The following is a 19,506-nucleotide window of genomic DNA, read 5'->3' as shown; positions in this document are numbered from 1 at the left end:
TAGAAAAACGCTACGCTAAAAATTATGGATTTTACTCACCTACATGTTCACTCACATTATTCTCTGCTAGATGGTTTATCAAAAATTGATGAACTTTTAGACTATGTAAAAGAATCGGGCATGGATTCAATCGCCCTAACTGATCACGGCGTCCTATACGGAGCCGTTGAATTTGTTAAGAAAGCTAAAGAAAAAGGGGTCAAGCCGATAATAGGCTGTGAAGTCTATGTGGCCTTAGAATCCATGGACCAAAAAAGACCCAATATTGATGACAAAAGACATCATTTGGTTTTGTTAGTTAAAAATGATAAGGGTTATCAAAACTTAGTAAAATTAGTTAGTAAAGCTAATCTCGAAGGATATTACTATAAACCTCGTGCCGATGAAGATTTATTGGAAAAACATTCCGAAGGCCTTATCGCACTCTCAGCTTGCATACAAGGAAAAATTCCCCGACTAGTAATTAATAACAAAATTAAAGAAGCAGAAGAAACCGCTTTAAAATATCAAAGAATATTCGGAAAAGGAAACTTTTATCTTGAACTACAAAGTCATCCTAATATAAAAGAACAAGTAATCGCTAATAAAGGATTAATAGAAATATCAAAAAGAACCGGGATACCTCTTGTTGCTACAAATGATTGCCACTATCTAAGAAAAGAAGACTTAGAAGCTCAAGATGTTTTGATGTTAATAAATACTGGTGCGAAATTAAATGATCCGGAAAGATTAACCATGAAAGACAACGACTTCTCGGTTAAGTCACCCGAAGAAATGGCAGATAATTTTAAAGATGTTCCCGAAGCAATTAAGAATACACAGAAAATAAAAGACCTATGTAATTTTGAATTCAAATTTGACGAAACAAAATTACCATCATTCCCCCTTCCTGAAAAAAAAGAATACAATGAATATCTTAGAGAGCTTTGCCTAGAAGGAATGAAAGGTAAATGCGAAGAACATCTTCCCGAAAAAGTAATGGAAAGACTTGATTATGAATTAGAAGTTATTAAAAAAACCGGCTTTGCTTCATACTTCCTAATTGTCCAAGACTTAGTTAATTGGGCTAAGAATAATAAAATAATAGTGGGGCCAGGAAGAGGATCGGTAGGAGGATCATTAGTCGCCTATTTACTAAATATTACTGATATAGATCCGCTTAAATATGATCTACTATTTGAAAGATTTTTAAATCCAGAAAGAATATCAATGCCTGATATTGATCTTGATTTTGCCGATAGAAGAAGAGATGAGGTAATCCACTATGTTGCTGATAAATACGGACACGATAAAGTCGCTCAAATTATTACTTTTGGAACAATGGCTGCTCGAGCTGTAATAAGAGATGTGGGAAGAGCCCTTAATTATTCATATTTATACTGTGATTTAATGGCTAAAATGGTCCCCTTTGGATTATCACTATCTGAAACATTGGAAAATGTTTCTGAGTTTAAAGAACTCTACGATAATGATTCCAAAGCAAAAGAACTAATCGATATAGCCAAGAAACTAGAAGGTGTGGCAAGACATGCCTCTACTCATGCCTGTGGAGTGGTAATCTCTAAGGATCCATTAGACGAAATTGTTCCGTTACAACACCCCAGTCAAAATGAAGATGGCATTGTCACTCAATATGAAATGAAATCAATTGAAAGTCTTGGATTGCTTAAAATGGATTTTTTGGGACTTAAAAACCTGACTATCATTGAAGATACTTTAGCGAAGATATATGTCATAAGAGGAGAAAAAATTAATATAGGAAAAATTCCTCTAGATAATAAAAAGACCTATGACATTCTAAAGAAAGGAGAAACCATTGGTATTTTTCAATTAGAATCGGGAGGAATGCAAAGATATTTAAAACAATTAAAACCAACTGAATTTGAAGATATTATTGCTATATTAGCTTTGTATCGGCCCGGTCCAATGGAGCTGATCCCTGACTATATCGCAAGAAAAAATAAAGAAAAAAGAGTTGAATATATCCATCCTAAATTAAAACCAATACTTGAAAAAACATATTCTATCCCCATCTATCAAGAACAAATAATGAGAATTGCTCAAGATCTTGCAGGCTTTTCATTGGCTGAAGCTGATGTATTAAGAAAGGCGATGGGTAAAAAAAACAGAGAGCTCTTGATGAAACAAAAAGACAAGTTCATTGATGGTGCTACAGAAAATGGTGTACAAAAAGAAGTCGCTAAACAAGTATGGGAATGGATAATGCCCTTTGCTAGCTATGGTTTCAATAAAAGCCACTCGGCAGGATATGCCACTATCGCTTACCAAACAGCATACCTTAAGACGCATTACCCTTGTGAATTTATGTCATCTCTTCTAACTTCAGATAGAAAAGATATTGAAAGAATTTCTTTCCTTATCGAGGAATGCAAAAGAATGAAGATTGAAGTACTCCCTCCTGACATAAATGAAAGCTATGTATTCTTCAGTGTGGTTCCAAACAAAAAACAGATTCGCTTTGGTCTTGCGGCAATTAAAAATGTTGGGATGGCGATTACGGAAGCAATAGTTAAGGAAAGAAAAAAGAATGGTCACTTTAAATCATTGAATGATTTTATTAATAGAGTTAAAACTAAAAATTTAAACAAAAAGTCTCTTGAGAACTTAACTAAGGCTGGAGTTTTTGATTCGATGATGGACAGGAATAAAATATTATCTAATATCAATATTATTCTTGAAAGAGCCAGAGAGTTAAATAAGAATAAATTGAATGGTCAATCTACCCTTTTCGCTAAAAGTAGTTTTAGTAAAGAAGAAATTAATCTAGAAAATGCGCCATTGGCTTTAAGAAGCGATAAGCTAAGATGGGAAAAGGAATTACTTGGTCTTTTTGTAACCAGCCATCCCCTAGATGATTTCCGAGCTGTGCTAGGAAAAGGATCAACATCCTTAGTTGATGCCAAGAAATCAATATCTGGACAAAAGATTAGAGTTGGTGGAATTATTTCTGGAGTTAAAAAAATAATTACAAAATCTGGTAAACCAATGCTTTTTGTCAGCCTTGAAGATTTGACTGATAAAATTGAGATTATAGTTTTCTCAACTACTATGAAAAAAAATCTTTCTGTATTTGAAGAAAATAAGATTGCCTTTATAACCGGCAAAATAGATCATAGAGATGGCGCTCCAAAAATAATTTGTGACCAAGCGGAAGAAATATTGGAAAATTAAAAAAAGATATGTCTGAAATATCCAAACAAACAAAAAAGCTCATTGAGCAATACAAAAAGTGGCACTATTCATTAGAGCCAAAAGAAGGTATCACAACCATTCATGTTGATGAAGTCGCTTCACGAGTAGCTGCTTTTTATGAAAAAATAAGAGAGTTTATTGACTGGAAAGAAGAGCATCTTCTTAAAAAAGGTGTCATTGAGCGAAATCTACGAAGAAGAATGCTACCACATATAAATCTCAGTGCGGGAGAGTTTATTAAAATATATATATCCGCTGAACCTCTTGTTTTGGAGCTAATCAGATCTGGTCATTTTCCAAATAATTCAATTGAAGAACTGAAGATAAAAGAAGTCCAAAGAGTAATAGACAAATATATTCAAATTCTTAATAACAGCCCAGCCGATAAAAATGATTCACGCTTAAACCTATATCAATGGATTTCATCAATAGCTGCTTGCGAGATTGAAGAAATACTATCACCTTCTATAAAAGAAAGGGCTCTGATGGAGCATATGTACGAGCAGATGAAGACTAAAATAAAATTAAGTAAGGATCAGCAAATATCAGAAGAGGAAAAAAATATTCAAATTTTCGTAAGTATCCAAAAAGCTTTATTTGACCTTGATTATTCAGTCATTAGTTATCACTTAATAAAATATAAATTCCCAAATTGGTCCAATTTATCTCCCGAATATATTAATATTGTTGCTTCTGGGATATACGATATTAAAAATGGAATAGACGCTAATCTTAATCACCCTTTAGCAGGAAAGATAAACAATATCTGTCAAAGATATAATACGCCCTATTTTATACTTGATGATATTATTTCCGAAGACCCATTAGGAGCCGAAGAAAAAATGATGGATCCTAAAAAATTAGAATCCTTAATTAAAGAAAAATATAATAAAAGAGTTAAGAATCTTAGAATTAAAATCAGAAGAGCTGCTTTCTATTCAATTATCTCTATTTTTATAACAGATATATTATTCCTATTTACTATAGAAATACAACTGACTAGATATTTTGGCCAATTCACAATGACCTCTACCCTAGTCAATATCTTTGTTCCAACAATGCTCATGGCCTTTTTGGCATTAACCGTAAAGGATCCGCCAAAAGGAAATATAGAGAAAGTTATCATGGAAACTATAAAAATAGCTTACGAGAGAGAAAAGAAAGAAACTTATGACATTAAGTCTTTCAGAAAAAGGGGGCCGATATTTGGACTCATAATAACTGCTGTATATTTACTTAGTACCCTTGCATCTATTGGAGTTATAGTTTGGGGACTTAATAAAATAAACTTCCCTCCCTTTTCTTATCCAATATTTATAACTTTCCTCTCCTTAATCGCTTTCGCAGGGACTAAAATAAGGCAAAAGGCAAGAGCCCTTCAGATGGTTGAAGAAAGAGATACTTTCCTTGACACTCTAGTAGATTTCTTTGCCCTTCCTATAATACATCTGGGAAGATGGCTTACAATAAGATGGAAAAGATATAATCTACTCTCTACCCTATTTAACGCCCTCCTTGATATGCCATACTCAATTTTCGTTGAATTTATTGAGCAATGGCGCTACTTCCTTAAAGAAAAGAAAGAAAAACTATAGGCATGAAAAAATATCACATTATTACCTATGGCTGTCAGACTAATCATTCTGACAGTGAGAGAATTAGCTCTGTCCTTGAAGACATGGGCTATTCTTTTGTTGAAGACAAGTATAATGCTGACCTTGTAGTTATAAATTCATGTTCAATCAGACAATCGGCTGTAAATAGAATTTATGGTCAAATTGAAAATATTAAAAACGGAAAAGTTATTGTCACCGGATGTATACTAAAAAGAGATGGTAAAAAACTATCTAAGAAAGCTGATTTAATTTTAGACACAAAAGACCTTCTGGCTTGGCCAGAAATAATTGACGGACTAAACAAGAAGGATCTTGATAATTACTTTAAAATCAAACCAAAAAATCAAGGAGGATTAACGGCCTTGATACCAATTATGACTGGCTGTAATAACTTTTGTAGCTATTGCGTTGTCCCCTATACCAGAGGAAGAGAATTATCAAGACCACTAGACGACATCATAGAAGAAGTTCGCCTTGCTAATGAAAAAGGAAATAAAGAAGTTTGGTTATTAGGACAAAATGTTAATTCATACAAAGGAAAGGACTCTAAAGGAAAAGAAGTTAATTTCTGCCAACTAATTAAGGAAGTAGAAAAAGTTCCTGGTAATTTCTGGATTCGTTTTACAAGCTCTCATCCTAAAGATTTTTCTGACGAACTTATTGAAATTATCAAAGGTTCTGAAAAAATTACCAAATACCTACATCTTCCGGTTCAATCTGGAGATGATGAAATATTGGAAAGAATGAATAGGCCTTACAAAATATCTGATTATAAGAAATTCGTTCAAAAAATAAAAAAAGAACTGCCCGACCTAACTTTATCAACTGATGTTATCGTTGGTTTCCCAAAAGAAACAGAAGAACAATTTCAAAAAACCGCAGATCTTTTCAGAGAAATCCCATATGATATGGCCTACATTTCAAAGTACTCCCCTCGCCCAGGAACACCATCGTTTAAATTAAAAGATGATATTTCTAATGTTGAAAAAGAGAGGCGCTGGACGATAATAAATGAAATTTTAATGAAGAACAACCAGCAAAGAAATAAATTTCTAATTAATAAGACCGTAGAAGCTTTAATAGAAAAAGAAAAAGATGGATTTATTATTGGAAAAACAAAAGAATATAAGAGTATAAAAGTAAAAGGCCCAAGATCTCTAGTGGGTAATTTTGTTAAAATAAAAGTTAATAAATCTTTATCATGGGGACTCGAGGGAGATCTGACAAACTAAAGTTAATTGTAATAATCGGACCGACCGCCTCAGGCAAGAGTAGCTTGGCTGTTAAGATTGCCAATCAATATAATGGCGAAATAATTTCCGCTGACTCAAGACAAGTCTATAAGGGGCTAGATATTGGAAGCGGAAAAATAACTAAAAAGGAAACAAAAGGAATCTCACACCACCTCTTAGACGTTGCCAGTCCAAAAAGGAAGTTTAGTGTTGCTCAATATCAAAAAATAGCCTATCAAAAGATAGGTCAAATAATAGAAAGAGGTAAACTACCAATTCTATGTGGCGGAAGTGGTTTCTATATCAAATCCATTACCGATGGAGTAATTATACCCAAAGTAACGCCTGACTGGAAACTCAGAGAAAAACTGAGCAAGAAAAGTACTGAAGAACTTTATCAACTCCTTAAATCTATTGATCCTCAAAGAGCTAAAAATATAGAAAAAGATAATCCCAGAAGATTAATAAGGGCCATAGAGATAGTCATAAAAACAAAAAAACCAGTACCTTCAGTAAAAGAAAATCCTGCCTATAATACACTATTCATAGGAATCAAAAAGAATCAAAAAGATTTAGACAAAGCTATTAAAAAAAGATTGGAACTTAGACTAGACCAAGGGATGATAAAGGAGGTTAAAGAATTAAGATCCTCGGGTCTTTCTTGGAAAAGACTTGAGTCGTTTGGACTTGAGTATGAATGGATTGCAAAATATCTACAGAATAAAATATCTTATGAAGAAATGAAAGAAAATCTTTTAAGAGATACTATCAAGTTTAGTAAAAAACAAATGAATTGGTGGAAAAATGATCAGCGAATTTATTGGGTGAAAAATTTCAAAGAGTCAAAAGATATTGTTAATAGTTTTATGTAAAAAAAGCTAAGAATTAATCTTATTTATCTTCTTATTTGTAATTTGACAAAACTTTCCAATAATATACAATGGAACTGTGATAAATTATTAGTTCCATTAGATAAATTAACATGGACAGCTTAATAGCGAAATTATATCAATCTCCTAAGACGATCTTAACCAACAAGGATCTGGCTTTAATTTGGCAGATAAATGATAAAGCAAATTTGTACTCTAAGATTTCATATTATGTGAAACAAAAAGCGTTGATTAGGATGACTAGAGGAGTTTTTGCAAAAGATAAAAACTTTGATGTAAAAGAACTAGCGGTCAGTATTTATACCCCCTCTTATATCAGCTTTGAAACTGTTCTTCGAGAAAATGGTGTTATCTTTCAACATTACGATACAATTTTTGTTGCTGGTCCGTACTCTCTGTCAAAAAAAATAGATAAAAGTTTTTTTACTTTTAGAAAATTAAAAGAGGATATTTTGTTTAATCCAACAGGAATTATTAATAAGAGTAATTATGGTATTGCTACCAAAGAAAGGGCATTTTTAGATATGCTTTATTTATTTCCAGGCTATTATTTTGACAACTTAAATTCAATAAATTGGGAAAGATGTATTGAAATAGTAAAAGTTTATAATAACAAACAGTTAGTAAAGCGTCTGGGTAAATATCAAAAAGAACATGCTAAATAGAGAAAAACACCAGCTAATTATGGGAAAAATTCTAAGAGATTTTTATTCTGATGTTTCTATTAGTCCTCTTTTAGGACTTAAGGGAGGAACCTGTGCCTACTTTTTTTACAACTTATCAAGATTTTCGGTTGATTTAGATTTTGATCTTCTTTCAAAGGAGAAAGAGAATGAAAAAATAGTATTTGAAAAGATTATTGATATATTGAGTAAATATGGGGATATTAAGAACCAATATATTAAAAAATTTACATTGTTTGCTCTGCTTTCTTATGGTGATAATGAACATAATATAAAGATTGAAATTAGCACCAAAGAGTTGATGGGAAATATCAAAGAGTATTATGAAATAAGAGAGCATCTAGGCATCCCAATGTTTGTCGCTAGAAAGGATTATTTGTTTTCTAGTAAGTTATTTGCACTGATTCATCGCAAAGAAACTGCTATGCGAGATATTTATGATATTCACTATTTTGCTAAAAATAATTGGGATATTAATAAAGAATTAATTGAGAGAAAAACTGGCAAATCAGTCAAAGAATACTTAGAAGAATGTTTTTTGTTCATAGAGAAAAGAAAAGGTAGTCAGATGCTCCAGGGATTGGGAGAATTAGTCGGTGGCGAAAAAGAAAAAGAGTGGATTAAAAAACATTTGAAAGCTGATACTATTTTTATGCTGAAGAACTATATTTCGGTGTTGAAATAGAAAAAAGATTACATTTGCGATATTTTAATTTTATAGAACATTAAAGGGCAGAACAGAAAGAAAAAGAAATGAGAAGACTAGGTATCAAACATATTTACACCAGGCCTTGTCGACCCCAGACTAATGGCAAAATAGACCTTCTGGAAGATTATCAAAAGAGAATTTTTAACCAGATATTTTATCAACAAAAACCACCCATCAAGGGTGGTTTTCTTGTATGTAAAATTAAATAATCTTTTTTAGTATATTGTCTACTGCTTGAGGATTTGCCCTACCCTTTGACTTAGTCATAACCTGACCAACAAGAAACTTAAAAGAAGCTTCTTTTCCATTTTTATAATCCTGAACTGCCTTTGTATTAGAAGATATAACTTCCTGAATAATAACCTCTATCTCAGACTCATCCTTAAGCTCGGTCAACCCCTTCTCAGTAACGATATTTGATGGATCTCCTCCAGTCTCAAACATTTCCCTAATAACCTTTTTTGCGATGCTACTTGATATACTGCCCTTATAAACCATGCAGATGAATTCAGCAAAATTCTCCGGATCTATAAGGAAATCCTCGCTTACAACGCTCATCCCATTCAATAACCCCTGAAGATCGGTTAAAAGATAATTAGCGGCAATACGATAAAGTTTAAACTCTTCTTTCTTTTCAGAAACGTCTTTTGAATCAACCTCTTTTATCCTGTTTAACAACTCACTTGTTACTTTTTCGTAATAATTAGCTAAATCCTTATCAAATATCAAATAATCAATCTCTCTGTCTGTGAGCTCATACTCACTCTTAAATCTCTTGCGTCTTTGACTTGGAAGCTCGGGAATAGCTGATTTAATTATTTCTAAATTGATGAAAGGTTTTTTAATATGAATTACTGGTAAGTCTGGTTCAGGGAAATACCTATAATCATGAGATCCCTCCTTTTCTCTTTGAGAAACAGTCTCTTGTTTGTTTTCATCCCAACCCCTTGTTTGCTGTATTATCTTGTCGCCTTCGTCTAAAATATCTGCTTGTCTTTTTATTTCATATTCAATCGCTCTCTCAATAAACCTAAAGGAATTAAGGTTTTTTATTTCAGCCCTAGTCCCTAATTCTGCACCTGGTAATGCTAGTGATATATTTGCATCAACTCTTAATTCCCCCTTCTCCATGTCAGCATTAGAAACGCCAAGGTATCTCATTATCAATCTTAGCTCTTCAACAAATTTCTTTGCCTCTTGCGCAGACTTAATATCTGGCTCAGTTACTAGTTCCATTAATGGAACTCCCGCTCTATTAAAATCAACCAAAGAATGATTGCTACCCAAAGGATGTATTAATTTACCAGCATCTTCTTCAAGATGTATTCTGGTAATGCCTACCCTCTTTCCGTCTATCTCAAGAAATCCTTTTAGACAAAATGGGTTTTCATTTTGACTTATCTGATAACCCTTAGGAAGATCTGGATAGAAATAATTTTTTCTGTCAAAATTAGAATAATCTGGTATTGTGCAATTTAAAGCCAGACCAGTTTTTATTATTTTATCAATGGCGGATTTATTAATAACCGGAAGAGTACCCGGGTGTCCAGTACATACCGGGCAAATATTAATGTTTGGCTCTTTGGCTTCTGAGTCATTGAAGCATGAGCAGAACATCTTCGAGCTAGTATTAAGCTCTATATGCACTTCCAAACCGATCGTTGGCTCATATTTCATTATAGATTACTTCTTTTTTCCTTTATTTAATTCCTTCATTATTTGAACACCACTCTTAGTACCAACTATGTCTGCACCGGCATTCATCATTTTCCTGATATCTTGCAATGTTCTAATATTTCCGGAAGCCTTAATCACTAACCCAGGCGCATTCTTTTTCATTAATCTGATATGATGTGCTTTCTCTTTCATTTCACGATTCTCTAACGGGTCCTTTGATGTTGCAGTTTTAACGCAAAAAGCACCAGCCTTTTTAACTAGTTTTGAAGCTTTTTCAATTTCTTCATCAGTTAAGAATCCTGAACCGATGATTACTTTGGTCGGTAGTAATTTACAAAGAGGTGTTAAGTCTTTTAAAATCTTATCATATCTTTCATACTTCATGTCGATGATATTCATTACAATATCTAATTCATCAGCTCCATCTTTTTTGGCCTGATTACAAACTTTTAGCCTTTCTGAGTGTGATGACAACCCCATTGGAGGATCTATTAATATAACGGTTTTCACATCTGTTCCTTCTAGTTCTTTACTAACAAGGCTAGTCCATTCAGGATTAACGCAAACCCCATGGAAACCATACTCCTTAGCCTCATTGCAAGCCTTTTTAATATCAGTTAACTTGGCTTCTTTTCTTATATCCGTATGATCTATTGCTTTAGCTATTTTTGACATAACGATCTTGAAATCTATTCACAAACAAATATGCCTGTTTTAAATTTCAATGATTATTTTTTAAAAATCTTTTATTAACTTTAACATTTTTCAAAAAAAAGAAAAAGAGTCTCGAGTCATCTTTTAAGTCTTAAAATATTTATTTTTTCCTTTCTAGTGTTATAAAGGAATAGTTATAATGATTTATTTCATCCGCTTCATTATCTTCTCTTGCCACCTCTTGCCATTCATTTTTATTAAATTCCGGGAAGAAAGCATCTCCCGCAAACTCTCCATCAATCAAAGTGAGATACATCTTGTCGGCAAAAGATAAAAACTGCTTATAAATCGAAACGCCTCCGATAATCATTACCTCTTTGACATCTCCTGCCAATTTTAAGGCCTCTTCTATTGAATAAGCCACCAAACATCCTTCTGGTGCGAAATCCTTGTCTAGGGTCAATATTATATTTTCTCGACTAGGCAATGGCTTTCCAATAGATTCAAATGTTTTATGACCCATAATAACTGGTTTATTGATGGTCATTTTTTTGAAATGATTTATGTCAGCCGGAAGATTCCAGGGCAAGCCGTTATCAACTCCAATTACATTATTTTTTCCTATAGCAGCGATAATTGATATTTTCATAATTCTTTATCTATAATATTTTTAATTTTATTATGTATTTCCAAGGCAGGCATTAATTCACCATTATCAATACATTCTATTAATTTAAAATCGTTGGGATATTCCCGAGCCAAATAAAGATAAGTATTAAAAGCGTTCTCTAAATGATTAAAATCTTCTTCGTGAATATCTCTCCCCTTTTTACCAAGATGAGAAACTTTCTTCTTTTTTTTATCCTCTTCATTTTTAAGTGAAAGCTTATAAGAAAGTTCAACGGAAGTTTTAAGTATTAAGGTAATATCTGGCTTAGGTATTCCAAAGATACCATACTCAAGATTATATAGCCAATCAAGATATTTTTTCCTTTCCATACTATCCCCTATTTTACCCCCCTGATGAGCAGCACTTGATGAAGTGTATCTATCTGCAATAACAATATTGCCTTCTTCAATCCACTTCTTAAGAATAAAAGATGCGTCATATCTATCACAAGCATAAAATATAGAAGCCCTGTAAGGGCCCACTTCTTCGGCTAAACCATAGTTTCCACTCAAATAATTTTCCACAAGACCGGCGGACTTGTGCCCATACTGCGGAAAATCTATTTCTTTAACCTGATACCCTTCATTCTTTAGGGCTGTTGCTAAAAGACGAGCTTGAGTTGCCTTACCTGAACCATCAGGCCCTTCAAAAACTATAAATTTTCCAGATTTTTTATTCATGTTTAATTTGACACTTTTGTCTTTCCATGATATTTTATCTCAAGAGATATATTTAATCAATAAAAAAATGAAATTACCCAAAGATCGTACTCCAGACAATCAATATCATCAAGTGCTGGAAAGAATAATGAGAGATGGTCGTGATGTTCTTCCAATACATGGAGAAAAAGCAAAAATGATACCCGGGATTCAATTACGTTATGATATAGATAATGGATTTCCGGTTATAACAGAACGTGATCTGTCAGGATCATTCTTCAAAGGAGCTCTAGCTGAACACATCGCCTTTCTCAATGGCGCAAGGACTCAAAAAGAACTTGAATCGTTTGGATGTAAGTGGTGGGAAAAATGGGTAACCAAAGAAAAGTGTGAAATATTCGGCCTAGAAGAAGGTGACCTTGGAGATGGTTCATATGGCGCTGCTTGGGCAGCTTTTCCAACAAAAGAAGGTGAACCATTCAATCAAATAAAGGAAGTTATTCGGCAAATCAAAGAGAGACCTTACCTCCGAACTCATTTCATATCACCCTGGATACCTCAATATACGATTCAACACAGCGAAAGGACTAGAAAAGTGGTTGTAGCCCCCTGTCATGGATGGATTCATATTCTAGCCTTTCCAGACAAAAAAGAATTAACCATTCATCACTTTCAAAGAAGTGCTGATTTCCCAGTAGGAGTCCCCTTTAACATGATCCAGTATGCTTCATTTGGCCTCATGGTAGCTCAACTAACCGGATATACCCTAAAGGACATTATTTATACTTTTTCTGATGCTCATATATATGAAAGCCAGTTTGATAAAGTTAAAGAGCTGCTATCAAGAGAGCCCAGAAAACTTCCAACTATTAGAATAAATTCACCTATTGATAATATCTTTGACTTTAGACCCGAACACTTCACACTAGAAGATTATGATCCACACCCTAAGATGAATATTCCAACGCCTATATAATATGAATGAAAATTTTGTAAATTTAAATAATAGTCTCCGCCCAAATGATAGAAGTGAAAAATATTCAAACCACATTAAACAAATTAAAGACGATGGGGTTTGTCCGTTCTGTGCTGAACACTTAAAAAAATACCATAAAAATCCGATTTTCAAAGAAACAAATTCATGGCTTGCAACCAATAATATGTTCCCTTATGAGGGAGCAAAATTTCACATCCTCTTCATACATAAAAAACATATTGATAATATTAAAGAAATAACTCCGACAGGATGGTCGGAGCTTCAAGAAATTATATCAGAAGTAACAGATGAATTAAAAATAAAAGGTGGAACTACTTTTATTAGATTCGGAGACACAAAATTTACCGGAGCAACAATTACTCACCTACATGCCCACTTAATATCATCTGACCCTGAACAAAAAGACAAGCCCCCTATTTTAACCAGAGTTGGTTAATCCTCAACTTTTATTATCTCTATATTAAAAGATTTCAATACATCTTCCGCATCAAGTAGGGAATAACCTTCTTTGTAATAAACTTTTTTAATCCCGGCTGAAGTAATTAGTTTAGCACAAGCAGGACAAGGAAATGTCGTAATATATATAGATGACCCTTCAAGAGAAATTCCCCTCCTCGCTGCTTCAGCGATCATTCCGGCTTCAGCGTGTATAAATTTAGAAAGTTCAAAGCTTACACCGTAATCAAAGTTGCTACGAGGGTCTCCAAAAATATTATGAACTTGATCCGAAGGTAATGGTCTATTAAATCCCGTAAAAATAATTTTGCTATCTTTCACAAGGACTGATCCAACTTGACGCCACCAATCTGAACTCTTTTCCGATTCAGCTACTGCTCTATTCATAACTTCTCTATCAAACAACTCTCTTGAAATAATATTGTCTGATATAACAACATCTTTCTTAAAAGAATTATGTTTGTCCCATCTTAAAAATACGGGTACAAATTGAACAGGAATTTCTTTTAGGTATGATTCTTTAAAGTGATGACTAACATCTTCGTCTGGCATCACTATTTCCATACTATTATCTAATTTCGTAATATTTTCTTTTGTAAGCTCATAGACTTCTAACAATCCAATTCCCTTTAAAGCATTTACCGCTTCCGACGCCTCAAGAGCCCTAATATCTCTTTCTAATCGTGGCACTTCTCGAACAAGCTCAAGACCCAACAAATATATTATGCTGGGCTGGTTTTTATTAATGAAATCAATATAACCCCTATGTATAGCTGGAATGTAAGCAATGATTACTTTCATTGTTTTATCCTTTTTTAATCTTATCAATAAATTCTTCGGTTATCTTTCTTATCTCACAGGCAAGATTCTCTGCACCTTCTATGTTGATATTCCTTATTCTGGCTGTTGAAGATATTACAGCCTGAGGAGGAAGAGTTATTATTTCTTTACAATAATCCTTATATTCTTTTTTATGTCCATCTGCAAAATCAGAAGTACTAGCTGAGGTTATAAGGACGTCTGGCCTTATGGTTCTAATAAGGTCTCCATTTCCATGATTTGATTCTCGGAGAGTGACTATATCTACATGACGAAGGTGAACAAGCATTTTGATTCTTTCGTCTTGAGGAACTATCGGTCGATTAGGTCCTTTTCTTAATCGGGTCAATTCATCAGAATCAACGCCAACCACAAGAACATCTCCATATGATTTAGCGGCCTCTAAATAAAGAGCATGACCTTCGTGAATAAGGTCATAAACTCCTTGAGTCAAAACTATTTTATACCCCTCTTTCTTTAGTCCAATTATTATCTCTTCAAGTTTTTGATATTCAGGAATAAATCGATGTTCAATATTGCTCGCCTTTGAAAAAAAATGTTGAAATTTTTTCGAAAAATCAGAAGACATAATAAAATGATAACAAATTAATCGTTAATGAAAGAGAGTAACTACTCTACTATATCAATACCCATGTTCTTTGCTGTTCCTTGTATAATACTCATAGCTGCTTCAATATCATCAGCATTAAGGTCAGGCATTTTCTTCTCAGCAACTTCTTTTAGCTGTTCTCTAGTTATTTTACCAACTTTACCTTTTCCCGGAGTCTTAGTTCCTTTCTCAATTCCAGCTGCTTTCTTTAAAAGCTCCGATGCAGGTGGTTGCTTCACTTTGAAAGTGAAAGTTCTGTCTTGGAAAACAGTTACTTCAACTGGCATTGTAAAACCTTCTTTGTCTCTTGTTTCGTCGTTGAATTTTGAACAAAAATCACCGATATTTATTCCATGTTGAGCTAATGATGGACCAACTGGAGGCGCAGGAGTTGCTTTTCCTGCAGCAATTTGTAATTTGACTACTGCGTTTATTTTTTTTGCCATAAAAGTTAAATCTTCTTAATTTGCAATGAATCTAATTCAACGGGTGTATCTCTTCCAAACATATTTACCAGAACTTTTATCTTTCCACGATCTGGGTCAATCTCAGAAACTTTTCCATCGAAATCTTTGAATGGACCATCGGTTATTTTGACCATGTCCCCTACCTTAACATCAATCTTATATTTAGCTACATCTGCTCCCATCCTCTTCTTCAAAAGGTCAACTTCTTTTTCAGAAAGCGGAAGGGGTGTAGTTCCAGCACCCACAAAACCAGTAACATTAGGAGTGTTCCTAACAACATACCAAGAATCATCGGTAACAATCATCTCAACTAAAACATATCCTGGATAGATCTTTTCCTCAACGGTCTTCCTTTTTCCATTCTTAATCTTAATCTTCTTTTCCTTAGGAACAACGATATTAAATATCTTATCCTCTATATCCATAGATTCAACTCTCTGACGCAAATTCTTGGCTACGGCTTCTTCATATCCGGAATAGGTATGTATTACATACCATCTCTTTTGTTGTGATAATTTTTGTTTTGACATAATTAAAATACAAGATTCCTTAGTATTGACACGAAAACAAAGTCAATTCCTCCGAGAATCACAGCCACCGCTACCGAAATACCGATAACAATAAAAGTATACCTAGTTGCCTCTTTTTTGGTAGGCCAGTTAACCTTTCTTGTTTCTTGACGAACCTCCTTAAAAAAAGTCCGAATCTTAATAATTAATCCTTTTTTTTCCATATGTCGATAATAGCTAAAGGGAAGCCTTTTGTCAATCAGTCTAAATATCTAAATTGCTTACCTTTTTGGCATGAGCTTGAATAAATTTTTTTCTTGGAAGAACTTCTTCTCCCATAAGAACATCAAACATCCTATCTGCCTCTTTCACATCTTCAATTTCAACCCTTATTAAGATCCTATTATCAGGATTCATAGTAGTCTCCCAAAGTTGAGAAGGATTCATTTCTCCCAAACCTTTATATCTTTGAATATTCAAACCTGCAACCTTATCTTCATCCTTATCCTTCTTCATAGAGTCCAGAACTCTTCTCTTATCATCATCTGTATAGGCATATTCCACCCTCTTACCGGCTTGAATTTTGTACAGAGGAGGCTGTGCGACATAAAGATAACCCAGGTCTATCAATGGTCTAAAGTATCTATAAAACAAAGTTAAAAGTAAAGTTTTAATATGATTTCCATCTGAATCAGCATCGCTCATAATAATAATTCTATGATATCTAAGCTTATTAATGTTAAAATCTTCTGCTACTGCAGTACCAAGCGCAATTATAAGTGACTTAATTTCTTTTGAGGCTAGTATCTTATCCAAACGAGCTCTTTCTACATTCAAAATCTTTCCCTTTAATGGAAGTATTGCTTGAAACTTTCTATCTCTTGCTCCTTTACAACTGTTATGAACGAAGACGCCAGAAGATAAAGCAAAGTTATGAGTCTTTTTAACTTCAATATCATAAACATCTATTTTCTCTTGAAGTCTCTCAACTCTTTTTACCTTGTGGTTATAATTCGCAACAGCCTCTTTTAATTTTTCTTCTTTGTTCTCAAAAAAACGTTCACAAATAGTGTCATATCGCAAAATACTCTTATCTCTTAGCTCAATTCTTTTTTGGTTGTACTTCCCTTTGTCTATCTCTCCATTGTTTTCAACAATCTCCTTCATTAATTTCAATGCCTTTTCTCTATATGTATTATCATAAGAAGCTTTTCTTCTTTTTCTAAATTCGGGTGTCCACTGCTTCTTAGTTTCTTGAGCCCTCCACTTTAATAACTCTTCGTCTTTCCATTGCTTCTTTGCTTCCATGACAAGTTTTTCCTTTTTTTCAGGATTATTTTCAAAATATTCTTTTATTTTTTTCGCTTGTTTTTTTCTATTTTCAGAGTCGCCCCAATACTCCTTTTGATTATTATATAAAGCCTTACGATTTCTTTCCCGATACTTTTCATTTGCCTCATAAAATTCCAGAAATTTACTTACCATAAAATTCTTATATTCTTCATTTTCCCACTGCTTTTTTGCTCTCTTGCTTAACATCTCTCTCATTTCCGGAGTACTCATAATCGCACTAATCTTTTCTCTGTATTCTTTTGTTTGTCTTTTTTTTCTACATTTATCTTTAACATCTTCTCGATGAAGACCATACTTTAGCATCTCTCTGTGATGACATAAATGATCTTCTTTCGTCATTCGCCTTATATTCTCTGGATTATTGTTTAGTTTGTCAAAATCAATATGATGCCTGTCAGATCCATCTTTTTTCAAATATTTCCCTTTCTCAAGATTATACTTGTCTGATAAAAGATGTATAAAAATCCATTTTCCATTTTTATTATCAAAAATCATTTCATACCCCTTAATGGTTATCCCATTTCCTATTTCAGAAAACTTTCTATTTAGTGGCATTAAAGAGTCTTGAGTGTCGATATTCCTTGCTTCTTTGTAAGAGCCGTCCCTCATCATAAATTTATGATCAGGGGTACAAGTAATCTCTTCTCCGTTATCTAAAATAACCTTTATTACCTCTACGTTTTTCTTGGTTCTTCTTGGATGAGTAATTAATTCTATGCCAACCGTACCATCGTCTTTAATGGTGTAACAGTAATTTCTTTTCCCTTGTTTTTCCTCTTTGATAAGATTTTTAAAAGACAAGCTTCTCCCATCTACTAGAGCAACTTCTGTATCTCCTGAAAAACACCCTCCGGCAGAATCTCCCTCCACAATATAGAGTTCTGATTCTTCAGGCTTCCTGGAACTACAATCAGATAGCTTCCCCGGTAACGAAAGTCCTTCTAATATTCCCTTTCTTAAAACAGTCTCTCTTGCTGCTCGAGCAGCTTTTCTTGCCTTTGAAGAAATTAAACATTTCTCAACAATACTCCTTGCATCCTGAGGATTTCTCTCAAAAAAGTCAGTCAATGCTTCAGAAACTACAACTTCAACCGCAGGTTTTACCTCAGGGTTTCCTAATTTCCCCTTAGTTTGACCTTCAAATTGAGGTTCCCTTATTTTAACAGAAACAACTGCAGTTAATCCCTCTCTAACATCCTCTCCACTAAGATTATCATCACCAGACTTCAGGATACCATTCTTTCTTGCATAATCATTTAGGGTTCTTGTAAGAGCAGAGCGAAAACCGGTAAGATGACTGCCCCCCTCTTTAGTAATTATATTATTAGTAAAACTCTCCTCGTAGGACTCAAACTCTTCCGTGTAAACAAAAGATACTTCGGTAATAACTTCATCCTTATTTCCGAAACAATAAAAGATGTTGGGATGTTGTTTTTGAATCCCCCTGGTTAAGTGTTTAATATAAGATAAAATTCCTCCTTCAAAATAAAATAAGTATTTCTTTTCATTTTTTGAATCACGCAAATCATTAAAAGTAATCCTTGTTCCCTTAGTAAGATAGGCTTGTTGTCGAAGGTTACTAATTATTTTCTTAGCGTTAAATGTTATGTCTTTAAAAATCTCAACATCCGGCTCAAATATAATCGTAGTTCCCCTTTTATTAGTCTTGCCTTCATTTACTAATTTCGTTTTAACCTTTCCCTTTACATATTCTTGAGAATATTTAAAACCATCTCTTGATACCTCTGCTCTTAAAAAATTAGAAAGAGCACAAACAACAGAAATTCCCACTCCATGTAATCCTCCCGATATTTTATAAGCATCTCCTCCGAATTTACCTCCGGCATGCAAAGTAGTCATAACTGTCTCAAGGGCAGATTTCTTAGTTTGGGCATGAACATCTACCGGAATTCCTCGCCCATCATCAGTAACACTAACTCGATTATTAGGCAATAAGGATATTTCTATATTTTTAGCATAACCTGCTATTGCCTCATCTAAAGAGTTATCAAGACATTCTTTGATTAGATGGTGCAAACCATCTGGTCCAGTAGAACCAACATACATTCCAGGTCTCTTACGAACCGGATCTAACCCTTCTAAAACAAAAATATCTTTAGAAGTATATTCTTTTTTATTTTCTTTATCCATTTCTATTTTAATTAAATCAACAAAAAAAGAGCTGTCTAAAAGACTTAAAACCCTTATCTTTCATTTATCAACATCCTTAACTTATATTCTCATTTTACCTTAATTTTAATATTCAATCAAGGTCAGAAAGGAGCCTTATAA

Annotated in this window: 18 protein-coding genes; 8 read left to right on the top strand and 10 right to left on the bottom strand. The window is 33.6% G+C overall.

Annotated elements, in window-relative coordinates; all coding sequences use genetic code 11:
* The first annotated feature begins 24 nt into the window (after positions 1-24).
* The 6 genes from KY054_00375 to KY054_00350 all read left to right on the top strand — a co-directional run bounded on the left by KY054_00375 (position 25) and on the right by KY054_00350 (position 8,319).
* Positions 25-3,192: a DNA polymerase III subunit alpha gene (locus KY054_00375; protein MBZ1356217.1), complete on the top strand. Its 3,168-nt coding sequence runs from the start codon at positions 25-27 to the stop codon at positions 3,190-3,192.
* An 8-nt stretch (positions 3,193-3,200) separates the two neighbouring features.
* Positions 3,201-4,808: a hypothetical protein gene (locus KY054_00370; protein ID MBZ1356216.1), complete on the top strand. Its 1,608-nt coding sequence runs from the start codon at positions 3,201-3,203 to the stop codon at positions 4,806-4,808.
* A 2-nt stretch (positions 4,809-4,810) separates the two neighbouring features.
* On the top strand, positions 4,811-6,061 hold the full coding sequence (gene miaB / locus KY054_00365) for a tRNA (N6-isopentenyl adenosine(37)-C2)-methylthiotransferase MiaB (protein ID MBZ1356215.1): 1,251 nt from the start codon (positions 4,811-4,813) through the stop codon (positions 6,059-6,061).
* On the top strand, positions 6,031-6,933 hold the full coding sequence (miaA, locus tag KY054_00360) for a tRNA (adenosine(37)-N6)-dimethylallyltransferase MiaA (protein ID MBZ1356214.1): 903 nt from the start codon (positions 6,031-6,033) through the stop codon (positions 6,931-6,933). Before miaB ends, miaA begins: the two co-directional genes overlap by 31 nt.
* A gap of 110 nt (positions 6,934-7,043) precedes the next feature.
* Complete coding sequence (locus KY054_00355) at positions 7,044-7,616, top strand: hypothetical protein (protein ID MBZ1356213.1); 573 nt, start codon at positions 7,044-7,046, stop codon at positions 7,614-7,616.
* Complete coding sequence (locus KY054_00350) at positions 7,606-8,319, top strand: nucleotidyl transferase AbiEii/AbiGii toxin family protein (protein ID MBZ1356212.1); 714 nt, start codon at positions 7,606-7,608, stop codon at positions 8,317-8,319. The genes KY054_00355 and KY054_00350 overlap by 11 nt, the downstream gene beginning before the upstream one ends.
* Before the next feature lie 225 nt (positions 8,320-8,544).
* Here the strand turns inward: KY054_00350 and gatB are convergent, their stop codons facing one another.
* From gatB to KY054_00330, 4 genes are all read right to left on the bottom strand, one after another.
* Positions 8,545-10,020 (bottom strand): Asp-tRNA(Asn)/Glu-tRNA(Gln) amidotransferase subunit GatB, encoded by a 1,476-nt coding sequence (gatB, locus tag KY054_00345; GenBank protein MBZ1356211.1) that lies wholly within the window; start codon positions 10,018-10,020, stop codon positions 8,545-8,547.
* A gap of 6 nt (positions 10,021-10,026) precedes the next feature.
* Positions 10,027-10,695 carry a deoxyribose-phosphate aldolase gene (gene deoC, locus KY054_00340; GenBank protein ID MBZ1356210.1) on the bottom strand — a complete coding sequence of 223 codons (669 nt, stop codon included), beginning with the start codon at positions 10,693-10,695 and terminating at the stop codon, positions 10,027-10,029.
* 139 nt (positions 10,696-10,834) lie between these two features.
* Entirely contained in the window at positions 10,835-11,323 is a 489-nt protein-coding gene (folA, locus tag KY054_00335) for a type 3 dihydrofolate reductase (protein MBZ1356209.1), read from the bottom strand.
* Positions 11,320-12,024: a thymidylate kinase gene (locus KY054_00330; GenBank protein MBZ1356208.1), complete on the bottom strand. Its 705-nt coding sequence runs from the start codon at positions 12,022-12,024 to the stop codon at positions 11,320-11,322. The genes folA and KY054_00330 overlap by 4 nt, the downstream gene beginning before the upstream one ends.
* Before the next feature lie 67 nt (positions 12,025-12,091).
* On the opposite strand from KY054_00330, the gene thyA reads away from it, so the two are divergent.
* Together thyA and KY054_00320 are read left to right on the top strand one after the other, a co-directional pair.
* Positions 12,092-12,979: a thymidylate synthase gene (thyA, locus tag KY054_00325; GenBank protein ID MBZ1356207.1), complete on the top strand. Its 888-nt coding sequence runs from the start codon at positions 12,092-12,094 to the stop codon at positions 12,977-12,979.
* 1 nt (position 12,980) lies between these two features.
* Entirely contained in the window at positions 12,981-13,436 is a 456-nt protein-coding gene (locus KY054_00320; GenBank protein ID MBZ1356206.1) for an HIT domain-containing protein, read from the top strand.
* On the opposite strand, the gene KY054_00315 is transcribed toward KY054_00320, so the two are convergent.
* Genes KY054_00315 through KY054_00290 form a run of 6 tightly spaced genes read right to left on the bottom strand, consistent with a single transcriptional unit; the run spans position 13,433 to position 19,365 of the window.
* Positions 13,433-14,257 carry a hypothetical protein gene (locus tag KY054_00315; GenBank protein ID MBZ1356205.1) on the bottom strand — a complete coding sequence of 275 codons (825 nt, stop codon included), beginning with the start codon at positions 14,255-14,257 and terminating at the stop codon, positions 13,433-13,435. The two genes, KY054_00320 and KY054_00315, sit on opposite strands and share 4 nt — an antisense overlap.
* Positions 14,258-14,261: 4 nt before the next feature.
* Complete coding sequence (locus tag KY054_00310; GenBank protein ID MBZ1356204.1) at positions 14,262-14,864, bottom strand: adenylyltransferase/cytidyltransferase family protein; 603 nt, start codon at positions 14,862-14,864, stop codon at positions 14,262-14,264.
* Positions 14,865-14,905: 41 nt separating this feature from the next.
* Complete coding sequence (gene rplK / locus KY054_00305) at positions 14,906-15,331, bottom strand: 50S ribosomal protein L11 (protein ID MBZ1356203.1); 426 nt, start codon at positions 15,329-15,331, stop codon at positions 14,906-14,908.
* Between the two features lie 5 nt (positions 15,332-15,336).
* On the bottom strand, positions 15,337-15,882 hold the full coding sequence (nusG, locus tag KY054_00300; protein ID MBZ1356202.1) for a transcription termination/antitermination protein NusG: 546 nt from the start codon (positions 15,880-15,882) through the stop codon (positions 15,337-15,339).
* Positions 15,883-15,884: 2 nt separating this feature from the next.
* Complete coding sequence (gene secE, locus KY054_00295; protein MBZ1356201.1) at positions 15,885-16,085, bottom strand: preprotein translocase subunit SecE; 201 nt, start codon at positions 16,083-16,085, stop codon at positions 15,885-15,887.
* Between the two features lie 40 nt (positions 16,086-16,125).
* Complete coding sequence (locus KY054_00290) at positions 16,126-19,365, bottom strand: intein-containing DNA gyrase subunit B (GenBank protein ID MBZ1356200.1); 3,240 nt, start codon at positions 19,363-19,365, stop codon at positions 16,126-16,128.
* Positions 19,366-19,506: the final 141 nt, after the last annotated feature.

The sequence above is a fragment of the Candidatus Nealsonbacteria bacterium genome, from assembly GCA_019923605.1.
Taxonomy (GTDB): domain Bacteria; phylum Patescibacteriota; class Minisyncoccia; order Minisyncoccales; family CSSED10-335; genus JAHXGM01.
Note: the sequence above shows the minus strand (reverse complement) of the source record. Positions and strands in the feature narration are given on the sequence as shown.